We start from the raw sequence: 26,262 nt of genomic DNA on the forward strand, positions 1-26,262 counted from the left end.
TCTACAAAATTTGCAAGAGGGGTTTTTACATTTAGTTACATTTAGTTATAATTTTATCATTATAAAACAGACTTGTCCGCTGTGGCTTTCTATAAAAGTTTGAAGTCTTAATTATTCTCTCTTTAGGCTACCATGCAAGTCGTTCCACTGCTTGCTATGATAATGTAGAACTGCCTTCTTAGCCATTGCTTATTCGCAGTGGGAGAGAATAGACTACCATACTCTTACACCTCTACAATAACACAAGGAAGTTCTTATCACATCATTGCAAGGAGAAGCAATGAAGCAACCCAAACAAAGCTATTTTTGGTTTAAAAGCCCACTGCTATCTATTTTAAAATCAAAATATTCAGAACTTACCACTCCATCGCCTATGGTTCTAAACTGTGTAGCTGCGGCTTTAAAGTTTTTCTCTTGTTGGTAGAGAATGCCTATAGCAATTCTTGTTTCATAATTTGTAGGGGCTTCTAGTTTTGAGAGTTGCAAAAGTGTAGAAGCATTTTGTATATGTCCTGCTCCTACTGCTGCAATCGCTGCTAGAAAGTAGGTTTGCGTATCCTCTTCTTTAAAATCATCTAAAAGGCTATTATAAAGAGTGAAAGCCTTTTCAAATTCTTGCAAATAGATGTATGTAAGTGCTAATGCTTGGATAACTCCTCGCACATCTTTTTGCTCGCTTATCATTTTCTTATCCAAATCCTCCTCCACATAATGAAGCGTTCCTGCAATATGGGCGATTTGTATATACATCTCTCTAACCACTGAAGCCCCATAGTAAATAGGATCTTTATTGATTTTAGAATCCCTATAAAAAGACTGCAATTTTAAAGAAAGCTCTTTTGGATTATCTTCAAAATTAATCGCTAAAAGCTCTAAAAGATTAGCAATAGGATCTCTTGGCAAATTTGCCCTCAAAGAAGAACTAGCTTTAATTAGGCGTTGTTTATCCTTTAAAGATACACTTAAAACATAGTCTAGTGCATGATAGATAGAAAGATTGCTCTTTTGTATATCTAGCCAATCTGTGATATTTGGAACTCCATCTCTTACAAAATTTAATAAAGTTAAAATAAATTGTTGCTCCTCTTTGCTTCCTCCCATTTCTGCAATCTCTTGGCTAACCTCTAAATCCAATCTTTGATAATCTCTAAAAGTAAGCTGTGCACTCATCAATGCAAAAATCCCAGCTTGTAAATCCTTAGGATTTAAATGAAAAGAACGCAAAAAATGCTCATAAGCTTTATTAAAATCTCCCATTTGTGCATAATTTAATCCCAAATCATAATGCAAGATAGAATGGTTTGGATAGCGTTTTAATGCTTCTGTTAAAAGTTTGTTTGCTTCTCTAATATTTCCATTTAAAGTTTGCAAAATCGCATCAGCAATATTTTTATTCACACGCGAAATCGTCTGTCCCCTAAGCAAAATATCTTTTGCTTCTTGTAAATTTTCAATATGGATATTAAGCCCACCCTCTTGTATCACATTAAAAGCTTCTTTAGCATCAAACACCTTATAGGGCGCAAAATAATAAAGCAATTTATAAGCATTAAGTTTTTGTCCTTTAAAACTATTCCAAAAACGATTTTGCGCGATATTAACATCAAAAAATTTATCTTGCAAAGTTAGCATAATTGGATAAGGATTTGCATCAATTTCTTCTTTGTTTTGTGCGTATTTATCTAATATTTTTCCCGCAGATTCAAATTGTGAATCTTTTAACATAACAAGCTCTAAAGCTAAATTTTTTTGAAAACTCTCCCCCTCTGCTTCAATAGCCTGTAAAAGATATTTTTGTGCTTGTTGATACTCACCAATGCGTGCATATAAAATACCCATATTAAACCAATTTTTCACTTCTTCTGGATATTTACTTAAACGCTCTAGTGCTAAAGTATCATTCTGTAAATAAGAAAAAATCATAGCCAAAAGCTCATCGCTCTCTTTTTGATAATATTCTGAATTTGGGTGCAAAAGTGGTGAAATAGCCTCTAAATAATTTCCTTTATAATAATGTGTAAGCGCATAAAGATAAGAATAAAGTGCTAAATCTCCTGAACTTGGCAAATAACTCTGTGCTAAATCCGTATAATAGCCAAACCGCCCTTCATATCCAAGCATCAAAGAACAGACTGCAGCATTTAAGGCACTAATCACCCTATCTTCTCCCAAATCAATAGCTTTTTGAAAAGAACCTAATGCTTCTTTATAGGATTTTTCATTCATTTGTGCAACGCCTAGATTATAATTTGAAAGCCCTTCTGAATAATTAGAAATTTTGCCATATAAATCTAATGCTTCTACCTTGTTTCCACTTGTATAAAGAAAATTTGCTTTTTTAATGAGTTCTTCCAAATCGCGTGCATTATTAATAATATCTGCACCTTTTTGAATTTTTAATGCAGGGGGCTCCACCATCTTTTCTTCTTGTGGTTTAACCTCTTCTTTAAAGACAAGTGCTAAAACAAATATTAAAGCCACAATCAAAACACCTAAAAGTAAGGCAAGAAAAATGGTTAATTTTTTATAAGTTTGAATAAAATCTAAAAGCTTATCTATAAAACTCTTAGGTTTTGGGGGCTTGGGATCTTTTTTTAAAACATCTTCTAGAATATCAAAGCTATCATCTAATCTAATAACTTGCTCTTGCCCCTCTTGCACTGCCATTTACTTATCTCAAATAAGGCTCTAAAACAAATGGAATTTCAATACTTCCATCTTCTTTTTGATAGTTTTCCATAATAGCTACCAAAGTCCTACCTACTGCTAAAGATGAGCCATTTAATGTATGGGCTAAAATATTTTTCTTTTGTGAATTTTTGTAGCGAATTTTAGCGCGCCTTGCTTGAAAATCTCGCGTGTTAGAAATAGAACTAATCTCGCGATAACAATTTTGTCCTGGTAACCACACTTCAATATCTACTGTATTACTAGCACTAAATCCTAAATCTCCACTACAAAGTTGCACAAGCCTATGAGGAAGATTCAGTGAGCTTAAAAGACTAGAAGCACAAGCTATCATTCTTTCTTGCATCATTTGGCTATCTTCTTGCGTAGTAATTGCTACAAGCTCTACTTTATCAAATTGGTGTTGGCGGATAATTCCCCTTGTATCGCGTCCTGCACTACCTGCCTCTTTTCTAAAACAAGGTGTATAAGCACACATCATCAAAGGCAATTCCTCTTCTTGCAAAATCTCATCTGCATAGAGATTAGTAAGTGTTACTTCTGCGGTTGGTATAAGATAAAGCTCATGTCCCTTGCCACTCTCTTCATCTACAAAATTTGAAATTTTAAACAAATCATTTTCAAATTTAGGAAGTTGTCCTGTGCCAAATAATGTTTGCGAATTTACAATTACAGGAGTTGCTACTTCGCTAAAACCATGCTTTGCATTAAAATCAAGCATATAATTAATAAGTGCTCTTTCTAGTTTAGCCCCCATACCACAAAATACGCTAAATCTACTTTTAGCAAGCTTTACACCTCTTTCAAAATCAATCCAACCGTTTTTTTCGGCAAGTTCCCAATGTTCTTTAGGCTTAAAACTAAATTCCTTAGGAGTAAGGATTTTTTTAATTTCCACATTTTCTTCTTCATCTTTACCAAAAGGAGTATTGGAATCTGGAATATTTGGAAGAGTTTTAAGGAGTTTTTCTAACTTTTCCTCCCAAGTTTTCACTTCTTCTTCATAAAGAGAAACTTTATTTTTTAGTGTATCACATTCTTCTTTTAGTGCATTAATATCTTTACCTTCTTGTTTATATTGTGCAAACAATTTTGCTTTAGAATTCCTTTGGGCTTGTATCTCTTCTAGTGCAATCTTCTTTTGTTTAAAATTAAGTGCAATTTCTTTTAGCTCTTCTAATAAAGTCTTTTGAATGTTTCTTTTAGATAATCCTTCATTAATACTTTCAAAATCATTTACTAAAAGTTTTAAATCAATCATTTAAATTCCTTATATTTTTAATTATTATACCCTAAAGAAGCAAAATTCTACAAATAAACTTTTAAAACTAAATAAACATCACCTAGCATGAGCTAGGCATAAAAATCCAATAAGAAAAAGGAGTATGGATTTTAAATTAATCCATTTGATTTCTTAGATAAGTTGGCACATCTAAAACTTCTTCACTAGCAAAGTCCGCACCACTCACCTTTTTTCTAATAGTTTCTGCTTGATTGATTTTTTGACTCATATCTTTTGGACTTACAAGCTTCAAAGGAGCTGTATCAATTTCTGCTGAAGCACTAGAAACTGCCTCTTTTTCAAAACCTGTAGCTACAATAGTAATTCTTACTTTATCTTTTTCAATATTATCATCTGTTGTCGTTCCAAAAATAACATCTGCATCTGCATCCACATTACTATAAACAAGCTCCATAGCACTTTGCACTTCCAAAAGCGGATAAGAAGGGCTCATGTAAAAATGTATCAGAAGTCCTTTAGCTCCACTAATTGACATATTATCAAACAAAGGAGATTCAATAGCAATTTTGGTAGCCTCTTTTGCCGCATCTGTGCCACTTGCCTCACCAATTCCCATAAGTGCTAATCCCCTATGACTCATAACAGTCCTTACATCTGCAAAGTCAGTATTAATACCTCCTTCACTGTGCGACAAAATGACACCACTCATACCATTTACTGCACGCACTAAAACATCATCCACAATTCTAAAACTATCTTTAATACCAAGTGCTCTATCTACAATAGATAAAAGTTTATCATTAGGTATAACTACAATAGAGTCGCTCTCTGCTTTTAGTTCCTGATAACCCGCTTCTGCAAGTCTAGCTCTTTTAGGTGCTTCAAATTTAAAAGGTTTTGTAGCGATTGATACAGTAAGTGCTCCAACTTCTTTAGCCGCTTTTGCAATAATAGGCGCTGATCCTGTCCCTGTTCCCCCACCAAGTCCAACAGCAATAAATACAATATCTGTCCCTTCTAAAAACGCTTTTAAATCTTCATAGCTTTCTAATGCAGCATCTTTACCAACTTCTGGTTTCATTCCAGCACCAAGCCCTTTAGTAAGCTTTGCACCAAGCTGTATCCTTGTAGGTGCTTTAGAAGTTGCTAAATGCTGTGCGTCTGTATTAGCTACTGCTAAATCAATCCCATCATAAGTACCTGTAGCTACTAAGTGATCTACCATATTGCTACCGCCACCACCTACTCCAATAACTTTAATGTTTGCCTTAAAATCATTAGGATTCACTTCTTTTACATCAATACTCATTTATTATTTCTCCTTTCTCTAGTTTAAAACATCCCTTTAAATTTATTCCAAATTTGCGATAATGGATTTGGATTTTTAGGCACTTTTTTAACTGCAATATCTGATAAATTTTGTCTAATATCAGCCGCACTATTAGGTATATTATTAGCTGCCACATTACGCTTTTCTTGTAGAGGGTTTAATGATGGAAGAGGATTTTTAGCAAAATTTACTTGTTCTTCTCCCATTTTTCCATTTTTAAAGCGTATTTTCTTTTCAGAATCAATTTCATAATTTGTATATTTTCCTGAAGCATACAATACCAAACCAATGGCTGTTGCATACTCAGGCCTTTTCAAATTATCAAATAAGCCATCAATCTCATAAGGCTTTGCAATACGCACTGGAATTCCAAAAATAGCAGAAGCTAAATCTCTCAAACCTTCCAAATGTGTCATTCCACCCGTTAGCACAATGCCACCACCAATTTGCTCTTTTAAACCACTATGCTCTAGCGATCTTGAAAGTATCATTAAAGTTTCTTCTACTCTTGCATACACAACATCATAAACTAGTTCCAAAGAAACTTGATGCTTAGAGCCTTCCTCACCACCAATCATAGGTATTTCAATAAGATTTTCCATATCTTCTTGCTGTTTATAAAGCTTGCTATATTCTACCTTTACTTTTTCAGCAATAAGATAAGGCGTGTGCAATGCCATAGAAAGATCATTTGTGATATTATTAGAACCTACACCTAAAAAATCATTATAGCGCATAGAATTTCCAAGATGCATCATAAGCTCACAAGTGCTACCGCCCATATCGATACAAGCTACACCTAACTCCTTTTCATCATCACTTAAAACCGCAATAGAAGAAGCATAGGAAGAAAGAACAATATTCTCAACATCTACCCCTGCAGCTTTTACAGCTTTTCGTAAATTTCCAAGACTTGATTTTTGTGCTGTAACGATACGCACAAACACTTCTAGTCTATTCCCATTCATTCCCATAGGATCATCAATAAAATCTCTCTCGTCCAATTTGAAATTATAAGGAAGAATATGCACTACTTCATATTCGCTAGGAATTGTTGCATTATACAATGCTGTTTGTATCACTCTATTGATTTCTTTAAGTCCTATTTCATTATTGGGAATATTAACTATTCCAGAACTATTAACACTTTTTGTATAAGAACCAGAAATAGAGATAACTGCCTTATCAATACTGGTTCCAGCCACCCTTTTTGCATCATTGATAGCATTTCTAATAGCTCTACTTGCTTGTTCAATATTTGTAATTGTGCCTTTTTTTAGCCCTTGAGATTTATGAATCCCAGTTCCAATGATATGGAGCTCTTCATCCTTACAACTTGCAATAATCGCACATATTTTAGTAGAACCAATATCAATTCCTAAAATATTTTGGTTACTTTCCAATCCTTTGTAATTCACTTCCATCTATGAAAAACCCTATTGATACTTTGTAATTTTATAAATTTTTGATAACTCATTCAAAAGTTCTCCTTCAACTAATCTTTGTTTGATTTGGGTTCCACTCTGAATAAGAAAATCCAAATTTTTGCTAATTATATCAGAATTTTTACTTCTTTGCTCCTTTATTGCATATAAAATTGCTTTATTTTCTAAAAGAATATAGTCTTGTTTGTTAGATCCCATAAATAATTTAGAAATAAATTCTTGCGTTTCATCGAGCGTCAAACCCGCTATTTCCTTAGAATAATCTCTCCCTATAAAGCCAATATCTTTACTTCCTATATTTGCAAAATTTGCCATCTGCTCTTTAGCCAGTTTTTCTAACATTTGAGTTTTTTGCCCTCTTATGTAATCTGCACTTGCATCTATTTTAGCATCTTCATAAGCTTTAGGAACACTAGGGATGACCTTTTTAATCTTTGCACTCACATATCCTTGCGGAGTCAAAATAGGTTTTAGCGTATCACCCTCTTTTGCTTGACTTAAAAGATTAATAAAATCATTTCCGTATTTTTGATAATCTTCTTCTTTTTCATAAACACTTACAAGCTTACCCATTTGTTCTTTGGCTTTACGCAATGCTATATATTGTTTTAAAGCTTCCTTTTGTGCTTGAGAATCTTGATAAGCTTTCTGCACTTCATTTTTAGCTTGTTCATAAGGCATAATTTGTCCTTGTGCATCTAAAAACTGATTTTTAAAATCATTGTAATATTTTTCTAAAACTTCTTGTGTGTATTTTACATCTTGCGGTAAAAGTGTAATTACCTCTAACTCATATCCCCTTTGTGTTTGATAAATATCTTGATTTTCTTCCCAATATTTTTTTATTTCCTCTTCTTTAGGATTAAACACAATATCTTTTTTATCTAAAATTTTTATGCTTAGTCTATCTTCTGTAAAATAAGCACTCTTTAGCATATCAATTTCTAAAGGAGTCAAAGGAATATCCAAAAGTACACCTAACTTTTGCAATAGCAAACTTTCATAAATACCCTCTTCAAAATCCTTTGCCTTAAGATTATTTTCTTCTAATGTCTTTAGATAGATTTCTTTACTAAATTTTCCATCTACATAAAATTCTTGCATTTTAGAAAGCTCTTGTATAATCTCTTCTTTCTGCACTAAAAGCCCCAAATCTCTAGCATAATTTAACATAAGAGTTTTATAGATTAGTGTATTAATAGCTTGCTCTTGTATGCCTAACTTTTGAGCTTGCTCCTCATCTAAACCACCACCTGTTATTTGATTATATAGATTATAAAGCCTAGAATATTCTCGTTGCATTTTTTGGATACTAATTTTTGTATCTCCTACTTTTGCTACTGAATTTGATGCACTAGAAAAACTATATACGCCCCATCCCACTACAGACGCTCCAACAAGTGCAATAGTGCTAACCCAAATTGTAATTACCAAATACTTTCTATGCTTCTGCATCCAACCAATCATACATTTTCCTAAAAGTTAAAGTTTTTTGAAATTATAAAAATAATTTAATAAAAGAAGGTTAAAATTTTAACCTATCCTTTAAAAAGAGAAGAAAGAATGTCAAGATTTGTTTTTTGCATTCCCTCATTTTGCATACTCTGTCCTTCTTTCTCTTCTTTTTTATCTCCATCTATTTCTTTAAGCTCAATTTCATATCCTGTAAGCATAGATGCTAGACGAATATTAATTCCGCTTCTACCGATAGCCTTTGGCTTTTGATCTTTTGAAATACTCACTAATGCTTTTTTTTCTTTTTCATTTAAAGCAACACTCACAACAAGTGCAGGAGAAAGAGCCCTTGCCACATAAAGTTCCATTTGTGGAGAATATTCTACGCAATCAATATTCTCATTTTTTAGCTCTTTAGAAACTGCATTAATTCGCACTCCTTTAACTCCAACGGTAGCTCCCACTGGATCAATCTTAGCCAAATCACTCTTTAATGCTACTTTAGCCCTTTCCCCTGGAATTCTTGCACAACTCACTATTTCTACATCTCCATCTTTAATTTCTGGAACTTCAAGCCTCAAAAGCTCTTCTAACATTTTAGGTGTAGTGCGACTTAGCTCAATTTCTATGCCATTTTGCCTATCAATACCTACATGTTTTAAAATAGCTCCCACAACACTTCCCACAGCAAATTCTTCGCCTTTAATACGATTTTTCTTAGGCAAAATCGCTCTAATCTCATCAATTTCTACATAAGTATTACCCAAATCATCCACTCTTACAACACTCCCGCTCACAATCTTTCCAACCTGTGCTTTGTATTTATCAAAAAGTTGCGTTTCCACAAGGCGTTGTATTTTGTATTCTAACTCCCTAAAAAGTAAATTTACAGCACTTCTACTCATATTTTCCAAACTGATTTCATAACGCAATTCATCACCAATCTTAATTTCACTATCATGTTTTTTAGCATCTTGTAAGGCAATATAATTGCTGTCATTTTTCTTTGCATCATTATTATCACACACACTAATCACTTGATAAAGATGTAAAGTCTTATTTTTCTTATCTATTTCTGCATCATAATTAAAACTAGGATCAAATGCTTCTTTAGCTACTTTAATTACAGCTTCTTTAACAGCCTGTGCTACATTATCTATAGGTATCCCTTTTTCATAAGAAATCCCTTCAATAATATCTAATATCTTCTCCAAAATTCTATCCTTTTTATTTCGTAACAAAAGATTTTTAAATCTTTAAAATTATATTTGAATTCTAACTTAAATATTCTTTATAAGGGCTTTATTTATTTTATGTTTCTCTTTAATAACATTATAATATTAATTTTTAAGAAAGTTTCGTGTATAATCAGCCATTTTTCTATAAAACTTAAGGGCAAGATTATGGATATTAAATTAGCACGCGAACATATCAATGAAAAACCAACTAAGGTTAGCGTTAAAAAACTAGAAGAAATGCTAGAAGAAAAGAAGGCAAATATCTTTTATTGTGATAAAGAAAATTCACACAAAGATATGATGGCTTTATTAGAGTATTTTGATAAAAAAGGCAAACATGCTTATTTTAGAGAAGTGAAATACGGTCTTGATGAGGGAGATTATATGTATGAGATACATATCCTTTAAGAAAGGGTTTTGATTTTGAGTAAAAAACTCTATATCCAAACTCTAGGTTGCGCGATGAATGAACGCGATAGTGAGCATATCATCGCTGAACTAGAAGAAAAAGAAAATTATTCTCTTACAGATAATCCAAAAGAAGCTGACCTTATTTTAATCAACACTTGTAGCGTCCGTGAAAAACCAGAAAAAAAACTTTTCTCTGAAATAGGACAATATTCTAAAATCAAAAAGCAAGATGCAAAAATTGGAATATGTGGATGTACAGCAAGCCATTTGGGAGACAAAATTCTAAAGCGTTCTAAAAATGTAAATTTCGTATTAGGCGCTAGAAATGTCTCTAAAATTTCACAAATCATCCATAAAGATAGAGTAGCTTGGGTAGATATTGACTATGATGATAGCTCCTATGTCTTTAGTCAAAAACAAAATTCTAACCTAAAAGGGATGATTAATATCTCCATAGGATGCGATAAGAAATGCACCTATTGCATTGTTCCACACACAAGAGGAAATGAAATCTCCATTCCAAGTGATCTCATCTTAAATGAAGCAAAAAGATTGGTAGATAATGGCACAAAAGAGATTTTGCTTCTAGGACAAAATGTCAATAACTATGGCAGACGCTTTAGCACAGAGCATAAAAAAATCAATTTCACGCAGCTTTTGCATGAAATTTCACAAATTGAAGGACTAGAAAGAATCCGCTTCACTTCTCCACATCCTCTTCATATGGATGATGAATTTATTACAGAATTTGCAACCAATAGAAAAATTTGCAAAGCTATTCATATGCCATTACAAAGTGGCTCCACAGCTATCTTACAAAAAATGAAGCGAGGATACAGCAAGGAATGGTTTTTAAATCGTGTGGAAAAAATGCGCTCTTTAATGCCTAATTTAAGTATAGGGACAGATATTATTGTAGGTTTCCCTACAGAAAGCGAAGCAGACTTTTTAGACACTTTAGATGTGTTAGAAAAAGTGCGTTTTGATACTCTTTATAGCTTCATTTACTCTTCACGCCCTCATACAGAAGCTGCAAGCTGGTGTGAAGATGAAAACTTTAAAGGTTTAGTAGATGAGGAAATCGCTAAAGAAAGACTTGCTATTTTAAAAGATAGACACAAAGCTATTTTGCAAGAAGATAATGCAAAATTACTCCACCAAATCCATTCTGTTTTGCTTGAAAGCTATGATGAAGAGAATAAACTTCTTGAAGGTAGAAGCGATAATAATAAGCTAATAAGAATCCATTCTTTAGATAATCTAGTAGGCAAAATACTTCCTGTGCGTATTTGCAAAATCAATGGTGCACAGCTTATGGGCGAATTTATTTAAAATGGATTTCAAACAACTTAATAGAAAAATCTTTGCTACCCTTGCTCCACCTTTTTTGTATTGCCTAATAAGATTATTACATTTTACTTACCGCCATTCTTATGAAATCCCCCAAAGTCTAAAAGAACACAATCAAAAAGATACTTTTATAATTGCATTTTGGCATGGGGAACTTTTATTGCAACCCTTTTTATTTAAGCATTTTTGTAAAAACCGAACGGCTTATGTTTTAATCTCTCATCATTTTGATGGTGATATTATTAGCAATATTATGAAATTTTTTGGAATAGAATCTCTCCGTGGCTCCTCTTCTAAAGGAGGTATTAAAGTGCTTTTAAGTGGTATCAAAAAACTTCAAGAAGGGGAAGTTGTTGTGGTTACTCCTGATGGCCCTAGAGGTCCTTATCATAGCATTGCAAATGGAATCTTAATGCTTTCACAAAAATCCAATAAACCCATAGTGGTTTTTCGCACTCTTGCAAAAAATTGCTGGAATTTAAAAAGTTGGGATAAATTCCAAATCCCAAAACCTTTTAGTAAAATCCAACATATAGCCATGGAACCCTTTTATATTAAGGATTTAAACGAAGAAGAAGCCAAAAAGCTCATACTCTCCAAAATGGAAGAGCTCCAATAAAATGTATTTTAAAGCCTTTATTTTTATTCTACTTCTTTTTTGCGGACTTACCTATTATTTTTTCTTCTCCCCCTCTTATAAACTTGCCAATGAAGCCAATAAAGCTTATAAGGAAAAAAATTATGAATTATCCTACAAACTTGCTAATGACGCATTAAAAGAAGATCCATACAACAAAAAAGCTTTTGGTATCTCTAGCCAATCTAGGCAAAGAATACAAATCCAAAATTTCTTAAAATATGCAAATGCCCTCTATCAAGATACCTCTAAAATTTTAAACCAAACAAGTCTAACCCAACAAGAATTTCTACAACTCAAATGGATTTGTGAGGAATTTAATTCTAAAAAAGAAGGATTGACTTTTTTAAACAATCCCACTAATGAAGAAGCAAAAAGTATCCAAGCCTATACAAAATGGTTTGGAGATTTAGAAATAAAACTCCAAAACATAAACGCACAATAGCCTTTTTCTCTATCAATCAAACTCTTATATTAAACATTCAGCCACCACAAAAGGATTTTTACCAAGAAAAAAGAATCCTCTTATAGATGATTGTTATTTGCGTTTAATTTGCTATTGTAAAGTTTTTATCATTGCTAAATATTCTTCTCTATTATTGCTAGCCATTATGCAATATTTGCGTGGCAATCTATATTTTCTTACAAAACTTTATACCATCACTTGGTATTAGCTAAAATCTCTAAAAGATTTTCCAAGCAAAGAAGTTATTTTGCTTTAGGGTTTCTTTGGTTAAATCAGAGGAAATGGATTACTAGAATACTTCAATCTATAGGCTACAATACAAAGGAGAACCTCTAAACCACAATCAATAAGACTCTTTTATGATGTTTTCCTTATATCATTGCAAGAACTATGCTAGTAAGTCATAACAGCCTAAAATAAATCTTTCCGATATAGACTTATATTATATTGTATACAGTAATGTAAAAAATCAAAGTGAGAAAAAATATTTTAAAAGAGCGACATTAAGGGAGTTTGTTTGGGTTTTGTTAAAAATCAAAGCAAGTATTTTTGCTTTACATTTCTTGATGGTTTGCTTTATATTTGCTTGACATTTACTAGACACTTACTTTACAAATAGCTAATAAATACCTATTAAACGCTATTTAAAAAGATTTCAAAGGGCAGTTTTTTTAAAATAACCTACAACGCGTCCTAGTATTTCAAAATTCTCCCCTTCTAGCTCTATGGGTTCGTATGCTTTATTATCGCTAAGCAGTTTGAGTTTAGGGCGTTTTTGGAGGCGTTTTACATATAGCTCCTCTTCAATGCGTGTTACACATATTTCCCCCTCTTTAGCTTCTCCTTGTTGCACTAAAAGATAGCAATTCTCTGGGAGAGTAAGACATAGAATTACCATATCCTAATAATATATTGGTTCTAATTTTCTTTAATAATTTTTTGCTTTTGATTGTTTTCTCTTTGGATTGTATTTTGAATTCTATTGCAAGTTTTATCATATCTTCATAGAGAGTTCCATTTATTTTAATAGAGATAATATAGATATAATATTACAGATTTATTTTGCAACCCTTTTAAAGTCTTATAATATTTTAGTTTTTAGATTCCTAATTCTTTTTGATAATCTCTTATTAGATTGCTATGATTTGCTTATGCAAATCATACAATAATGCTCTTAGCTATGACACTCCACTCCATCATCACAAGCAAAACTCACAATGATCAGAGATTGCTTCAACCATAAAGGGTTTTACAATAAAACCCTGCTTACCATTAAGCAATAGTAAAATATCTCTTTTGTTTTAGAAATTCTTCGGTCCAATCAGAGCTAACAATATGTCACTACAAATAAAATAAAACGAAGTATGGCAGTTTCTCTTTTGCTACTATGAGTGTAGCTTGTGAATCTATGAAAATACTTTGGGATTTTTGGTAATTTTTTATGGATTACCACACAAATATTTATTTACTCATAATGGTATGAACTTTACAACAACAAAAAAGAGAGATTATTTCACTCTCTTAACTCCATAACCGCAAAAATCTTGTAATACCTAAATACACTACAAAAAACCAAAATATTTCAAAATCTCTAATAACCACACCCATAAAAAGATTTAGCTAAAGATTTTTCATAAAAAAATCTTTAGCTATTTTTAAGGCCTCTTGGATTCTATCCAAATCCTTTCCTCCAGCAGTAGCAAAATCATCGCGTCCTCCACCATTTCCACCCATAGCTTGTGCCACTTCTTTTACCCAAAGTCCCGCTTTAATAGGAGCATTTTTCACACCTGCTGCGATTTTACCTTCATTATTAATAAGCAAAATTGCGACTTTTTCGTGCTGATTTTTAAATGTATCAATACATTCTTTGATATTTTCCATATCTGTTTGGCTAATTATTAAATTAATCCCTTGAAAATTCTCAATATTTAATGAATTTGTATTAATATTTTCCTTACTACCCTTATCCTTTGCACTCTTTAGCTGTTCTTTTAGCTTTGAAATTCCTTGAATCAAATCTTGTGCTTTTAGCTGTTCTTTAGCTTGTGATACTTGCAAAATTGCATTTTTACCATAAAGATACCCAGCCTTTCCACAAACCGCCTCAATTCTCCTAACACCACTACTTACACCACTTTCTTTTACAATATAAAAACTACCTATATGGGCTGTATTTTCCACATGGATTCCTCCACAAAGTTCAATAGAATCCCCAAAGCTAACCACACGCACAACTTCTCCATATTTCTCGCCAAAAAGTGCCATTGCCCCCTTTGCCCTAGCTGCTTCAATTCCCATTTGCTCAGTGATTTGAGTGTGTGCATTTAAAATCTCCTCATTCACACACATTTCTATTTTTTCCAATTCTTCTTTAGAAAGTGGCTTAGGGTGTGAGAAATCAAAACGCAATCTATTTGCCTCCACTAAGCTTCCTGCTTGTGCAATATGCTCTCCTAAAACCTCTCTTAAAGCCTTATGCAAAAGATGTGTAGCACTATGATGTTTTGCAATTTCAAAGCGTTCTTTATCCACTTCGCTTTGCACTTGCATATCACTTTTTAATTCCTCTAAAACATTAATTTTAGAGATATTAAGTCCAAAATATTTTTTAGTATCTACCACTTTTGCTATTTCTTTTCCTTCAAACCTTAAAACACCTTTATCGCCGATAGGCCCTCCACTCTCTGGATAAAAAGGAGTAGAATCTAAAAACACATACCCTGCTACTCCTTTGCTAAGATTTTCCACTCTTTTAAAATTGCTATCTAAAAGCGCTAAAATTTTGGAATTTTCTTGCATTGTGGTATAGCCTACAAAGCAATTTTCCCCAAATACATTCAACAATTCTTTAAAATCGCCCTCTTTTTGTGCTTCTTGAGAACCTTTCCAGTTTGCCCTTGCAAGTTCTTTTTGTTTTTTCATACATTCTTCAAAGCCATCTAAATCAAGTGGCAAACCACTCTCTCTTAACATATCCTGGGTTAAATCTAGTGGAAAACCATAGGTATCATAGAGCTTAAAAGCAACTTCTCCACTAAAGCTCCCCTTACCATTCTCACTCTTTAATTTAAAAACTTCTTTATTAAATAGATTCATACCATTTTCTAAAGTTTCAAAAAATCTTTCTTCTTCATTTTTACACTGCATTAAAATAGCATTTTTCTTTTCCAATAAATACTCATAATGCATACCCATATTTTCGCATACACATTCAAGAACTTTATACAAAAAGGGTTCTCTAAGTCCAAGCAAATATCCATGTCTAATCGCACGCCTCAAGATTCTTCTTAGCACATAGCCCCTACCCTCTTTATCAAAATTCACACCTTGTGCTAGTAAGAATGCTACCGCCCTTGCATGATCTGCAATCACCCTAAAACTTGCACCGCTTTCATAAATATATTTTACTCCTGTAATCTCTTCAACTTTATGGATAAGTGGCATAAAAAGAGAGGAATCAAAATTGCTTCTTTTCCCCTCTAGTAGTGCCATCACACGCTCTAGTCCCATTCCTGTATCAATGCTAGGCTTAGGAAGTGGTGTTAGCTTTCCGCTTTCATCTCTTTCATACTGCATAAAAACAAGATTCCAAATCTCTAAAAATCTATCACCATCTCCTCCAAAATAATCTTCATCGGATTTAAAAAACTCCTCGCCTTGATCTACAAAAATCTCGCTACATGGCCCACAAGGTCCTGTATCTCCCATTTGCCAAAAGTTATCTTTATCCCCCATTCTTTTAATTCTACTAGGTTCAATATGCTCACACCACAACTTAAATGCTTCATCATCACTTTCATGCACCGTTACATACAAAACTTCCTTACTAAAGCCTAAAACTTCTGTTACAAACTCCCAAGCATAAGCAATAGCTTCTTTTTTAAAATATGCTCCAAAGCTAAAATTTCCAAGCATTTCAAAAAGCGTATGGTGCCTTGAAGTATAGCCCACATTTTCTAAATCATTATGTTTTCCACCTGCACGGATACATAGCTGTGAGCTTGTCGCAATATTTGGGCTAGGCACTGGAATTTTACCTGTAAAAATATCCTTAAACTGCACCATTCCCGCATTAGTAAAAAGCAAACTCGCATCATCTGGCACTAAAGGCATAGAGGGATAAATCTTATGCCCCTTATTTTTAAAAAATTCTAAATATAAGGCTCTTACATCTTTTTTCATTTACTACCTTCATTAAAAAATTTTACAATTCTACTTTTTTTATCTAAAATCAAGCCTTAAGAAAAGCCTAAAATATTATAAGCTTTTAAAAAAACTTTCTAAAATTTTTCCAAAAGTGTTTTAAAGCAATCTTTTAAAGCATTTACTTCGCTTATCTTAACACATTCATTCACAGAATGGATTTTGTCATTTACCACTCCACATTCTACCACCTCTACCCCAAATTCTGCAAAATATCTTGCATCACTTGTTCCCCCGCTCGTGCTTAAAATAGGAGTAAAACCATTAACTTGCTTTAAAACTTCTTGTAATTTTAGTGCAATTTTGCTCTCTTTATTAGTCAAAAAAGGTTTGGAGCTTTGCTTTAATTCTAACTTATGCGGAATATCTTTTAAAAGAGTATCAAAATAAGTTTTTACATCTTCTAGGGTTGTGCTTGGAGAATTTCTTATATTAAACATAATTTTTACTTCACTAGGTGTAACATTTACAACCTCCATTCCTCCGCGAATATCGGTAATTACAATCTTGCTAGGCTCAAATCCATCTTTACCCTCATCTAAATTAAAACCTGAAATCTTATGTAAAACTTTAGCCAAAAAATCAAGCGGATTAATACATTTGCTAGGATATGCTACATGTCCTTGTTTGCCTAAAATTCTTAAAACCCCATTAATAGAACCCCTACGCCCTATTTTAATCATATCACCAAATTCTTTTAAACTTGTAGGTTCTGCCACAACCGCAAAATGAGGCAAAAGCTTTTCTTTTTGTAATTCTTCTAAAACATATTTTGTGCCATAAATTGCCTCCCCCTCTTCATCACTCGTTAGCAAAATAGAAAGAATTTTAACATTTTTATTTTCTTTAAATTCACACACAGCACTCAAAAATGCAGCAACCCCACCTTTCATATCTTGTGTGCCTCTTCCATAAAGATATTCGCCTTTGATTTGCGGAATAAAAGGATCACTCTCCCAGCCCTCACCTGCTGGAACTACATCAATATGTCCTGCAAAACAAAGATGGTGGTTGCTTTGGCTATTTTCAAATTCTTTATATAAAAAAAGATTTTTTACACCATTTTTATGGAATTCCTTTATCTTAAAATCTGGCAAAATCTCTTTAATAAACTCATAAATACCACATTCTTGTGGAGTAATTGTGGGATAGCTCACTAATTTTTCTAAAATTTGTATTTCATTCATTATTTTTCCTTATTCTTTAAAAGCTATAAATGTAGCAAAATTCACCCATCTAAAAAGAGTTTCAATATGATAAAATCCACAGTTTTCAAGCATTTTTCTATTTTCTTGCTCTGTGTAAGGGATTAATACATTTTCTAATGCCTCCCTTTTTTTAGTAATTTCAAACTCACTATAACCTTGCTTTTTTTTACTCTCCAAATAATAAGAAATCATTTTGTAATCTAGCGTTTTATTCTCACTAATTACCTTTTCTGAAAAAATGAAAACTCCCTTATTATTTAGACTATTATAAATCTTTTGCACTAATTTTTCCCTTTGCATTGGGCGGATAAATTGCAAGGTGTAATTAGAAATAATCACATCACTTTTTGGAAATTCCTCACTCACAATATCCCCACAAATTAGCTTTGCTTCCATTCCATAGGCTTCTAGCTTTTTTTTTGCATATTCTAGCATACTTTTAGAATTATCTATCCCATACATTTTAAGCTTCTTTTGTCCTTTAGAAGCAAGCTCTAAAAGCATAGCACCTGTAGAAGTCCCTAAATCCAAAACTACACCATTTTCTTTAGCAAAGCTAAGCGCAAAATCTGCACTAAGTTCTAAAACTTCTTTATAAAAAGGCACAGAGCGACTTATCATATCATCAAAAACACCTGCAACTTTTTCATCAAATTCAAATTGTTTTTCTAAAGGGACTTTAAAAACTTTATCCATGATTTACCTTTAAAATTTTATAAGCCTTTGCAATATCTTCTGCAATCTTTGCTTTTAACTCTTTTAAATCTTCAAATTTTTGATTTTCTCTAATCTTTTTAACAAAATAAAATCCTGCTTCTTTCTTGCTAACTTCTATTTCTTCTCCTAGTAAATGCCCTTCTATTGCAAAACTCTTATCTGTGCTCACACGATTTCCTAAAAAAATTACAGAAGGATATTTTTTTGCTTCAATGCTTTGCTCTCCTAATTGGACATATCCTGCATAAACACCCTCTTGAGGAAGAATAAAACCATCATTTTCTAAATTAATCGTTGCATAAAGCTCTTTTTTTCCTAAGCCTTGTCCTTTAATAATCTTGCCTCTAATCTCATAATCTCTACCTAATAATTTATTGGCTTGTTTTAAATTTCCATTAATCAATAATTCTTTTATTAATCCACTATGGATAGAAAGCTTTTTGCAAAATACCTCATCTACGACTATAACCTCCCCATCAAAACTACTTTTTAAATCAAAAGTATAATAATGCCTATCTTTGCCAAATCTAAAATCATACCCCACAATGATTGTTTTTAAATTTGGCACAACCTCTTTTAAAAAGCAAACAAATTCCTTATCATTTTTCTCTCTTACCACATCTAAACCCAAATGATAAATAGGAAAACTAGAATAAAAATCCCTATATTTTTTAGGCAAAAGTTCTCCATTGTCTTTTTCAATACATAAAATTGCCCCACCCTCTTTTAACTCCTTAAAAAGTGCTTGGTGTGCTCTATGCATACCATCAAACTTTCCTAACGCTAAATTTGTAATTTTACTTGCTTCTTTATAATCTTTTAGCAGCGATAAAAAACTCCTCATTGCCTTCCTTGCCTTTTATTTTTGATTTTTCTACAAATTGAATTTTAAAACAAATTTGCTCTAATTGCTTCAAAATTTGCTCTAGTTTTTCTTGTATTTTTTGTTCCTCTTGCACTACTCCTCTTTTATTCCGTTTAGCCTCCTTACCTACCTCAAATTGAGGCTTAAAAAGCAAAATAAGCCAAAAATTAGCAAAACTTTGCAAACTTGTTAAAATCTGCTCTAGCGAGATAAAAGACACATCACATACAACAATAAAAAAGCCCTCATTATATTTAAAATCTCTAATATCTGTTTTTTCATAAAGTTCAATTCTGCTATCTTCTTTTAAGCTTTTATCTAGTTGATTTTGCCCTACATCCACACATACCACTTTTTCTACACCAAACTCCAGTAGAACTTGAGTAAAACCCCCTGTGCTAGAACCAACATCTAATGCCTTTTTACCTTTTAACTCTATGCACTCTTGCTTATCTTGTAAAAAGTGATAAAGTTTTTCTCCTGCTCTGCTTACAAAAATTTTTTGTGCTTTTAGTTCTATATTATCTTGTTCTTTTACTTCTAAAGAATTTTTATAGCACACAACACCATTTACAAAGATAAATCCCTTTAAAATAGCTTCTTGGACTTTATTTCTTGAATCAAGCAAGCCTCTTTTTAAACACTCTTTATCTAATCGCATCCAACTTTGCCTTAAATCCAAAGCTCATTAAGTTTTCTCCATATTGCGGATGGGAAAGAATAAGAATTAATCTATCCCTATCGCGTTTATTTTGCATAGGAAATCTTACCAAATAATACTCTCCCCATCTTGTCGCATTCTCTTGCATAATAGGCTCTAATTCTTCTTTTTTAACTGGTTTAAACTCCAAAGGTGTATCCCCATTTGCCAATCTTAAGGCATATTCATTTTCTAAAAACCCTTTTTTAACACTTGCTTTTTTAGCATTTATCCCTTCATATACATCTACCAAAAAAATTTCACCTTCTTCTTTGGGATATTTTTGCTCATCATAAGCATTTAAATGTGTTGCTACAAGCACCATTTGTGTTTTATTATCATACACTAATTCTGTTTTTCTTGTAGCTTGCACATAAGATTCTTGAGGCTTTGTGGGTGCAAGAGTGAATTTTGCTCCCTCGCAACCCAAAAAAAACAAAACTAAAATCCATAAAAAATTCTTTTTCATTTTACTCCAATTCCATAATAAATTATTCCATTTTCTCTTAATTTTTCCCCATTGTATTGATTTCTACCATCAAAAATTATAGGACTTTTCAACCTCATTTTAATCTCTTCAAAATCAGGACTTCTAAATTCCTTCCATTCTGTTACTAAAATCATCGCATCACAATTATCTAAAGTATCGTATTTATTGGTTTTGTAGCATACATTAGGGACATCTTTTAAAAAATATTTTTGAGCCTCTTGCATAGCTTTTGGATCATAAACTTTAAAACAAGCACCTCTAGCTATTAGCTCATGGATTAAAACAATGGAAGTTGCCTCTCTCATATCGTCTGTTTCAGGCTTAAAACTAAGCCCCCAAAGAGCAAAACATCTTGTGCTTAAATCTTCTCCAAAATGCTCTATAATCTTTTGAGAAAGCACTCTTTTTTGATCTTCATTTACCTTTTCTACAGCCTTAACCAATCTTGCATTTATTCCTACTTCCTCTGCACTTTTAATAAGTGCTCTTACATCTTTTGGAAAACAACTCCCACCATAGCCACAACCCGCATAAATAAAGCTATACCCTATGCGTTTATCACTCCCTATCCCTTTTCTTACATCATTAATATTTGCACCCACTCTCTCACAAATATTTGCTATTTCATTCATAAAGCTAATTTTAGTTGCAAGCATTGCATTAGCAGCATATTTTGTCATCTCTGCACTTTTAATATCCATATAAATAATTTTATCTCTACTTACGCTAAAGGGCGCATAAAGCTCACTTAAAAGCTCTTTTGCAAAAGTATCATCTGCTCCTATAACAATTCTATCTGGCTTTAAAAAATCATTTACCGCATCCCCTTCTTTTAAAAATTCTGGATTACTTGCAACACTAAATTCTATCTCTTCTCCCCTTTGTTTTAAAGCTTCTACAAGCAACTTTTTAACCTCTTGTGCACTTCCTACGGGAACTGTGGATTTATTTACTACCAAAAGTGGCTTTTTAAAAGTTTTGCCAATCTCTTTTGCTGCATTAAATAAATATTCTAAATTAGCTCCTCCATCTTCTTTTGTAGGAGTTCCAACAGCCAAAAACACAATAGAACAATTCTCTAAACCCTCTTTTAAATCTGTGCTAAAAAATAAATTTTTATTTTCTATATTTTTTAACACAATTTCTTCTAATCCTGGTTCATAAATAGGAATGATCCCCTTTTTTAATTTTTCAATTTTATCCCTATCTACATCAATACAATGCACTCTATTGCCCATTTCTGCAAAACAAGCACCGCTTACTAAACCAACATAACCACTTCCAACAACTGTTATATTCACACAAAAACCTTTGATAATAGATATTTTATCCTTAAAATCTCTTTTCCAAAAGGGAACTTAAAGAAATTTAAATTTATAATTTTAGCATTTCTTCTTTAATCTAAGCAAGGGGATTAACAAATGTCGCGACATTTAATTGAAACTAAAGATTTTAACAAACTTGAGGTAGAACAAATTCTAGAACTTGCAGAATCTTTTTTAGATGGCAAACAAAGAAATACTTTGCAAGGACACACTATTATTACGATTTTCTTTGAAAACTCCACACGAACACTCTCTAGCTTTGAAGTTGCTACAAAAAGGTTAGGAGGAAGCGTGGTAAGGCTTGATGTAAGCCGTAGTTCTACCTCTAAAGGCGAAACGCTACTTGATACTGCTGCTAATTTAAATGCAATGATGCCAAGTGCAATTATTGTAAGGCATAAAAATTCTGGAGTGCCAAATATTTTATCCAAATATGTTTCCTGCTCTATTGTAAATGGAGGTGATGGAGCGCACGCACACCCTACACAAGCACTCTTAGACTTACTTACCTTAAAAAAGCATTTGGGAAATTTAGAGGGCAAAAAAATTGCAATTGTTGGAGATATCAAAAACTCAAGAGTAGCCAATAGTAATATTGAGCTTTTAGGACGCTTTGGAATGGAAGTCATCTTAGTAGCACCTCCACATTTTGTCCCCAAAACCAAACTTAGACACTCTATTTATTTAAAAGAAGTGATTGATGAAGTAGATGCGATTATGAGCCTAAGAACCCAAACAGAACGCCATGATTTACCTATTTATTCTAGTTTAAAAGACTATGCAGGAGATTATTGCATTACAAAAGAACTCTTAGGAGATAGAAACATCATCCTCTTACATCCAGGTCCTGTGCATAGAAATATTGATATTTCCGATGAAATGCTAAAAGATCCACGCTCTAAAGTGTTAGAGCAAGTAACACATGGTGTAGCCATTAGAATGGCAGTTTTACAAAAACTTATTTTAGAAAATAAAGAAACTGCCAAAAACTTTCCTTATTTTTAGGAAATTTTACAATAATGGAACTTTTTGCTCTCTTTTTAGTGGGTTTTACCACTGCTATTACCCCCGGTCCTGATATTTTATTTGTTCTTAGGAATACGCTTGCCCTAGGAGCTAAAGAAGGAATTTTATCTTTTTTGGGAATCTTTAGTGGCTGGATTATCTATCTTGGACTAATTTATTTTGGATTTGCACATTTTTTGCGAGGTGCTTTAATTGAAGGAATTTTAAGTCTAGTAGGAGGTATCTATCTTTCTTATATTGCCTATGCACTTTATAAAAAACCTAAAAACAAAATTGACTTTAACCAAAAAACACAAAAATCAAAAACGCTCTATTTTAAAGGACTTTTGGTAAATCTTTCTAATCCAAAAGCTATTTTGTTTTTTATGTTAATCATCACTCCCTTTATCCAAAAAGATTTAGAACTTAGCCTTATTGTGCTTTTAGTAAGCCTATCTTTAGCCTTTTTAAGTATTATTTTTTTAGCCATAAACTTAAGGAAATTTATCACAAATACACTTTTTAATAAAATTGATAAAGCTTGTATTGTGATTTTTTTAATTTTTGCACTTTTGCTTTTTAGTGAGTCTTATCGCTCTTTTTCTTCCTTAATAGTAGCCTAAATCTACTATTTTTGCTCTTGATTTTTTATCATTTGATATTTTATCTTTGCAAGCTCTAAATCTTCATAATTATCAATATCTTGTGCTTCAAGCTCATTTAAAACAATACAACTAGAATCTTCAAAAATATTTTCTCTATTTTGCCAAGTTTTTGCCTGTGCTAGATAAAATGCTCCCGCATCATGATAAACCTGCTCTAAATCTTGTGAACGCTTAGCAAAACACTCTTGAAACAACATTTTATTTATTCCTTTTTCTATTTTAAAAGCCCTAAAAGGAGAATAAGAATAGGCAAGTGCTGGAAAAATATAACTTCCCTCTTGTTTTTTACTATAAGCTTCTTGTAAATGTTTAAGTTTTAAAAGCGGTGCAGTAGCATACAAACAACACACCCATGCTTCTTTCTCTATTTTTAATTCTTCTATACAATCTACTATCACTTCCCTTGTTCCTACATAATCCCCACTTAATTCTTCTTTTCTTTTTAACCCCACAACCCCTTTAAAATTTCTTGCAAATTCTAAAATCTCTTCTGCATCACTAGAAACATAAATTGCATCAAAAATCCCACAATTTAAAGCATTTTCCAAGCTATAAGCAATGATGGGCTTGCCTAAAAAATCTACTAAATTTTTATGCTTTATTCTTTTACTTCCTCCGCGTGCTGGGATTATACAAACCACCTTATCTTGCTTATCTTTTAGCCCTCTATTCATTTTTTAGCCACATTTTCTTTTAAAATCTCAATCACTCTTTTTTGCTCTTCTTCTTTTAGACTCGGAAATAGTGGTAATGAAAGCGTTTTTTTATAATAATTTTCTGCATTTTTAAAATCCCCTTTTTTAAAACCAAATCTTGCATAAAAAGGTTGCAAATGGATAGGGATATAATGCACTTGCACCAAAATTCCCTCTTTATGAAAAATATCAAAAAGTTTTTTGCGTTTTATTCCGCTTTTTTTAGTAAGCAAAATAGGATAGAGATGGTAAGCACTATAATTATAAGCCTCTATTTTAGGAGTGATGAGCTCTAAATCCTCTAGGGCTTCATCATAGATTCTAGCAATTTCATTACGCTTTTTTACATACTCTTTAAGCCTTGTTAGCTGACTTAAGCCTAAACTTGCATGCAAATCACTCATTCTATAATTAAAACCAATAATTTGCTCTTCATAATACCACCCCTCCTTTTTCCCATTCTTTCTTGTAAGCTCTTGTGCGTCTTTTGTGATTCCATGGCTTCTTAACATTTGCATTTTTTTAGCATATTTTTCCTCTTTACAAGTTGCCATTCCCCCTTCTGCACTTGTAATGATTTTCACTGGATGGAATGAAAAGATACTAATATCACTAAATTTACAGCAACCAATAGGATAAGTGCGATATTTACCACCTAAAGCATGGGAGGCATCTTCAATAATCTTAAAACCATATTTCAAGCTTAGCTTATAAATTGCTTCCATATCACAGCTTTGCCCTGCAAAATGCACCGCTACAAGAACTTTTGGGAGTTTAGATTTTTTAGTATTTTTAAGCTTTTTTTCTAAAAGCTCCACATCTAAATTATAAGTTTTAGGATTAATATCCACAAAATCTATTTTTGCACCACAATAAATCCCACAATTACTAGAGGCCACAAAGCTAATAGGACTGCTCCACAGCCAATCCCCCTCTCTTAATCCAAGTGCTAAACACGCACAATGCAATGCTGAAGTAGCACTATTAAATGCTACTGCAAATTCTACACTCACTTCTTTTGCAATTGCTTTTTCAAACTCTGCTACTTTAGGTCCTTGTGTGATAAAAGAAGAATGTAATGTTTCTAAAAGTGCTTTTTCATCTTCTTTTGTAATTTCTTGTTTGCCATAAGGTATCATTTGATTAACTCCAAAAATTCTTCTTTGCTAAGCCACTCTTTGTTGCTTCCTGAATTGTATTCAAAACCTCTCTCTACCAGCTTCCCAACCTCTCCTAAGGCATTTTTACTAAAATCTGTTACAAAATTAAATTGTATCGTAGGAGCAATCACAAAATGATCACTAAATTCATAAGTAATATGAGAATCATCGCTAGGGCACATTACTTCATGGATTTTTTCACCCGGTCTAATACCTACTAATTTATGAGCTAGATTAGGTGCTAATGCTAATGCTAGATCTGTAATTTTCATAGAAGGAATTTTTGGCACAAAGGTTTCTCCCCCCACCATTCTTTCAAAATTTTTTAGCACAAAATTCACACCTTGCTCTAGCGTTATCATAAATCTTGTCATTTCTTTATCGGTAATGGGAAGCTCCTTTGCTCCCTCTTTGATTAACTTTAAGAAAAATGGAACAACAGAACCTCGTGAGCCAATTACATTACCATAACGCACGACACTAAAACGCGTTTTTCTACTTCCTGTCATATTGTTTGCAGCTACAAAGAGTTTATCACTTGCAAGTTTGGTTGCCCCATAAAGATTGATTGGGTTTGCTGCTTTATCTGTGGAGAGTGCTATCACTTTGCAAACTCCATTAGCTAAAGCTGCACTGATAACATTTTGTGCTCCATAAATATTTGTTTTGATACATTCAGTAGGATTGTATTCTGCTGCTGGAACTTGTTTAAGCGCTGCTGCATGGATAATATAATCAATTCCATTGCAAGCCTCTTTAAGCCTTGCTTCATCTCTCACATCTCCTAAAAAATACCGCATACAAGGTGCATTATAAATTTGTGCCATTTCATATTGTTTTAATTCATCACGCGAAAAAATAACGATTCTTTTAGGCTTATAACGCTCTAGCAAAGTTTTGGTATAACATTTGCCAAAACTTCCCGTTCCACCCGTGATTAAAATACTTTTGCCATCAAACATT

At 32.7% G+C, this 26,262-nt stretch carries 23 protein-coding genes; 6 read left to right on the forward strand and 17 right to left on the reverse strand.

Annotated elements, in window-relative coordinates; genetic code table 11:
• Nucleotides 1–300 precede the first annotated feature (300 nt).
• The 6 genes from B6S12_RS02420 to nusA all read right to left on the reverse strand — a co-directional run bounded on the left by B6S12_RS02420 (nt 301) and on the right by nusA (nt 9,375).
• Complete coding sequence (locus tag B6S12_RS02420) at nt 301–2,667, reverse strand: tetratricopeptide repeat protein (protein ID WP_111229233.1); 2,367 nt, start codon at nt 2,665–2,667, stop codon at nt 301–303.
• Nucleotides 2,668–2,671: 4 nt separating this feature from the next.
• Complete coding sequence (gene serS / locus B6S12_RS02425) at nt 2,672–3,949, reverse strand: serine--tRNA ligase (protein ID WP_111229234.1); 1,278 nt, start codon at nt 3,947–3,949, stop codon at nt 2,672–2,674.
• Nucleotides 3,950–4,085: 136 nt separating this feature from the next.
• On the reverse strand, nt 4,086–5,240 hold the full coding sequence (gene ftsZ / locus B6S12_RS02430; RefSeq protein WP_111229235.1) for a cell division protein FtsZ: 1,155 nt from the start codon (nt 5,238–5,240) through the stop codon (nt 4,086–4,088).
• 23 nt (nt 5,241–5,263) lie between these two features.
• On the reverse strand, nt 5,264–6,685 hold the full coding sequence (gene ftsA / locus B6S12_RS02435) for a cell division protein FtsA (protein ID WP_111229236.1): 1,422 nt from the start codon (nt 6,683–6,685) through the stop codon (nt 5,264–5,266).
• Between the two features lie 12 nt (nt 6,686–6,697).
• Nucleotides 6,698–8,173, reverse strand: coding sequence for a peptidylprolyl isomerase (locus tag B6S12_RS02440; protein ID WP_111229237.1), 1,476 nt, complete (start codon nt 8,171–8,173; stop codon nt 6,698–6,700).
• A gap of 71 nt (nt 8,174–8,244) precedes the next feature.
• Nucleotides 8,245–9,375 (reverse strand): transcription termination factor NusA, encoded by a 1,131-nt coding sequence (gene nusA / locus B6S12_RS02445; RefSeq protein ID WP_111229238.1) that lies wholly within the window; start codon nt 9,373–9,375, stop codon nt 8,245–8,247.
• 189 nt (nt 9,376–9,564) lie between these two features.
• On the opposite strand from nusA, the gene B6S12_RS02450 reads away from it, so the two are divergent.
• The 4 genes from B6S12_RS02450 to B6S12_RS02465 are packed head-to-tail and all read left to right on the forward strand — an operon-like array spanning nt 9,565 to nt 12,242.
• The gene (locus tag B6S12_RS02450; RefSeq protein ID WP_111229239.1) at nt 9,565–9,807 is read left to right on the forward strand and encodes an HP0268 family nuclease; all 243 of its coding nucleotides are present in this window, start codon (nt 9,565–9,567) and stop codon (nt 9,805–9,807) included.
• Nucleotides 9,808–9,822: 15 nt separating this feature from the next.
• Nucleotides 9,823–11,142 carry a tRNA (N6-isopentenyl adenosine(37)-C2)-methylthiotransferase MiaB gene (gene miaB, locus B6S12_RS02455; protein ID WP_111229240.1) on the forward strand — a complete coding sequence of 440 codons (1,320 nt, stop codon included), beginning with the start codon at nt 9,823–9,825 and terminating at the stop codon, nt 11,140–11,142.
• A 1-nt stretch (nt 11,143) separates the two neighbouring features.
• Nucleotides 11,144–11,779 (forward strand): lysophospholipid acyltransferase family protein, encoded by a 636-nt coding sequence (locus B6S12_RS02460; RefSeq protein ID WP_111229241.1) that lies wholly within the window; start codon nt 11,144–11,146, stop codon nt 11,777–11,779.
• Nucleotide 11,780: 1 nt separating this feature from the next.
• The gene (locus B6S12_RS02465; protein WP_111229242.1) at nt 11,781–12,242 is read left to right on the forward strand and encodes a hypothetical protein; all 462 of its coding nucleotides are present in this window, start codon (nt 11,781–11,783) and stop codon (nt 12,240–12,242) included.
• Between the two features lie 676 nt (nt 12,243–12,918).
• Here B6S12_RS02465 and B6S12_RS02470 read toward each other — a convergent pair.
• The 8 genes from B6S12_RS02470 to B6S12_RS02505 form a co-directional block, all read right to left on the reverse strand.
• On the reverse strand, nt 12,919–13,161 hold the full coding sequence (locus B6S12_RS02470) for a LexA family protein (RefSeq protein WP_245892487.1): 243 nt from the start codon (nt 13,159–13,161) through the stop codon (nt 12,919–12,921).
• 722 nt (nt 13,162–13,883) lie between these two features.
• Nucleotides 13,884–16,448, reverse strand: coding sequence for an alanine--tRNA ligase (gene alaS / locus B6S12_RS02475; protein WP_111229243.1), 2,565 nt, complete (start codon nt 16,446–16,448; stop codon nt 13,884–13,886).
• 98 nt (nt 16,449–16,546) lie between these two features.
• Nucleotides 16,547–17,656: a succinyl-diaminopimelate desuccinylase gene (gene dapE, locus B6S12_RS02480; protein WP_111229244.1), complete on the reverse strand. Its 1,110-nt coding sequence runs from the start codon at nt 17,654–17,656 to the stop codon at nt 16,547–16,549.
• 9 nt (nt 17,657–17,665) lie between these two features.
• Complete coding sequence (cmoA, locus tag B6S12_RS02485; protein ID WP_181450931.1) at nt 17,666–18,376, reverse strand: carboxy-S-adenosyl-L-methionine synthase CmoA; 711 nt, start codon at nt 18,374–18,376, stop codon at nt 17,666–17,668.
• Nucleotides 18,366–19,238 carry a bifunctional riboflavin kinase/FAD synthetase gene (locus B6S12_RS02490; RefSeq protein ID WP_111229246.1) on the reverse strand — a complete coding sequence of 291 codons (873 nt, stop codon included), beginning with the start codon at nt 19,236–19,238 and terminating at the stop codon, nt 18,366–18,368. Before B6S12_RS02490 ends, cmoA begins: the two co-directional genes overlap by 11 nt.
• The gene (gene tlyA, locus B6S12_RS02495) at nt 19,204–19,920 is read right to left on the reverse strand and encodes a 23S rRNA (cytidine-2'-O)-methyltransferase TlyA (RefSeq protein ID WP_111229247.1); all 717 of its coding nucleotides are present in this window, start codon (nt 19,918–19,920) and stop codon (nt 19,204–19,206) included. Before tlyA ends, B6S12_RS02490 begins: the two co-directional genes overlap by 35 nt.
• Nucleotides 19,907–20,428 carry a hypothetical protein gene (locus B6S12_RS02500; protein WP_111229248.1) on the reverse strand — a complete coding sequence of 174 codons (522 nt, stop codon included), beginning with the start codon at nt 20,426–20,428 and terminating at the stop codon, nt 19,907–19,909. The genes tlyA and B6S12_RS02500 overlap by 14 nt, the downstream gene beginning before the upstream one ends.
• Entirely contained in the window at nt 20,425–21,750 is a 1,326-nt protein-coding gene (locus B6S12_RS02505) for a UDP-glucose dehydrogenase family protein (RefSeq protein ID WP_111229249.1), read from the reverse strand. The genes B6S12_RS02500 and B6S12_RS02505 overlap by 4 nt, the downstream gene beginning before the upstream one ends.
• 120 nt (nt 21,751–21,870) lie before the next feature.
• On the opposite strand from B6S12_RS02505, the gene B6S12_RS02510 reads away from it, so the two are divergent.
• Both B6S12_RS02510 and B6S12_RS02515 read left to right on the forward strand, forming a co-directional pair.
• Nucleotides 21,871–22,779 carry an aspartate carbamoyltransferase catalytic subunit gene (locus B6S12_RS02510; protein WP_111229250.1) on the forward strand — a complete coding sequence of 303 codons (909 nt, stop codon included), beginning with the start codon at nt 21,871–21,873 and terminating at the stop codon, nt 22,777–22,779.
• A gap of 14 nt (nt 22,780–22,793) precedes the next feature.
• On the forward strand, nt 22,794–23,402 hold the full coding sequence (locus B6S12_RS02515) for a LysE family translocator (protein WP_111229251.1): 609 nt from the start codon (nt 22,794–22,796) through the stop codon (nt 23,400–23,402).
• A gap of 5 nt (nt 23,403–23,407) precedes the next feature.
• Here B6S12_RS02515 and pseF read toward each other — a convergent pair whose 3' ends face one another.
• Genes pseF through pseB form a run of 3 tightly spaced genes read right to left on the reverse strand, consistent with a single transcriptional unit; the run spans nt 23,408 to nt 26,261 of the window.
• Complete coding sequence (gene pseF, locus B6S12_RS02520; RefSeq protein ID WP_111229252.1) at nt 23,408–24,118, reverse strand: pseudaminic acid cytidylyltransferase; 711 nt, start codon at nt 24,116–24,118, stop codon at nt 23,408–23,410.
• Entirely contained in the window at nt 24,115–25,278 is a 1,164-nt protein-coding gene (gene pseC / locus B6S12_RS02525) for a UDP-4-amino-4,6-dideoxy-N-acetyl-beta-L-altrosamine transaminase (RefSeq protein WP_111229253.1), read from the reverse strand. The genes pseF and pseC overlap by 4 nt, the downstream gene beginning before the upstream one ends.
• Nucleotides 25,275–26,261, reverse strand: coding sequence for a UDP-N-acetylglucosamine 4,6-dehydratase (inverting) (pseB, locus tag B6S12_RS02530; RefSeq protein WP_111229254.1), 987 nt, complete (start codon nt 26,259–26,261; stop codon nt 25,275–25,277). The genes pseC and pseB overlap by 4 nt, the downstream gene beginning before the upstream one ends.
• Nucleotide 26,262: the final 1 nt, after the last annotated feature.

The organism is Helicobacter valdiviensis (assembly GCF_003245365.1).
In the GTDB taxonomy this organism is placed as follows: domain Bacteria; phylum Campylobacterota; class Campylobacteria; order Campylobacterales; family Helicobacteraceae; genus Helicobacter_D; species Helicobacter_D valdiviensis.

Coding starts and splice junctions, on each gene's coding strand:
- B6S12_RS02510 (WP_111229250.1), top strand. CDS start 21,871: ATGTCGCGACATTTAATTGAAACTAAAGATTTTAACAAACTTGAGGTA.
- B6S12_RS02420 (WP_111229233.1), bottom strand. CDS start 2,667: ATGGCAGTGCAAGAGGGGCAAGAGCAAGTTATTAGATTAGATGATAGC.
- pseC (WP_111229253.1), bottom strand. CDS start 25,278: ATGATACCTTATGGCAAACAAGAAATTACAAAAGAAGATGAAAAAGCA.
- B6S12_RS02500 (WP_111229248.1), bottom strand. CDS start 20,428: ATGAAAAAGAATTTTTTATGGATTTTAGTTTTGTTTTTTTTGGGTTGC.
- ftsA (WP_111229236.1), bottom strand. CDS start 6,685: ATGGAAGTGAATTACAAAGGATTGGAAAGTAACCAAAATATTTTAGGA.
- B6S12_RS02490 (WP_111229246.1), bottom strand. CDS start 19,238: ATGAGGAGTTTTTTATCGCTGCTAAAAGATTATAAAGAAGCAAGTAAA.
- B6S12_RS02450 (WP_111229239.1), top strand. CDS start 9,565: ATGGATATTAAATTAGCACGCGAACATATCAATGAAAAACCAACTAAG.
- B6S12_RS02465 (WP_111229242.1), top strand. CDS start 11,781: ATGTATTTTAAAGCCTTTATTTTTATTCTACTTCTTTTTTGCGGACTT.
- ftsZ (WP_111229235.1), bottom strand. CDS start 5,240: ATGAGTATTGATGTAAAAGAAGTGAATCCTAATGATTTTAAGGCAAAC.
- B6S12_RS02460 (WP_111229241.1), top strand. CDS start 11,144: ATGGATTTCAAACAACTTAATAGAAAAATCTTTGCTACCCTTGCTCCA.
- B6S12_RS02470 (WP_245892487.1), bottom strand. CDS start 13,161: ATGGTAATTCTATGTCTTACTCTCCCAGAGAATTGCTATCTTTTAGTG.
- pseB (WP_111229254.1), bottom strand. CDS start 26,261: ATGTTTGATGGCAAAAGTATTTTAATCACGGGTGGAACGGGAAGTTTT.
- tlyA (WP_111229247.1), bottom strand. CDS start 19,920: ATGCGATTAGATAAAGAGTGTTTAAAAAGAGGCTTGCTTGATTCAAGA.
- B6S12_RS02440 (WP_111229237.1), bottom strand. CDS start 8,173: ATGATTGGTTGGATGCAGAAGCATAGAAAGTATTTGGTAATTACAATT.
- serS (WP_111229234.1), bottom strand. CDS start 3,949: ATGATTGATTTAAAACTTTTAGTAAATGATTTTGAAAGTATTAATGAA.
- pseF (WP_111229252.1), bottom strand. CDS start 24,118: ATGAATAGAGGGCTAAAAGATAAGCAAGATAAGGTGGTTTGTATAATC.
- alaS (WP_111229243.1), bottom strand. CDS start 16,448: ATGAAAAAAGATGTAAGAGCCTTATATTTAGAATTTTTTAAAAATAAG.
- dapE (WP_111229244.1), bottom strand. CDS start 17,656: ATGAATGAAATACAAATTTTAGAAAAATTAGTGAGCTATCCCACAATT.
- B6S12_RS02515 (WP_111229251.1), top strand. CDS start 22,794: ATGGAACTTTTTGCTCTCTTTTTAGTGGGTTTTACCACTGCTATTACC.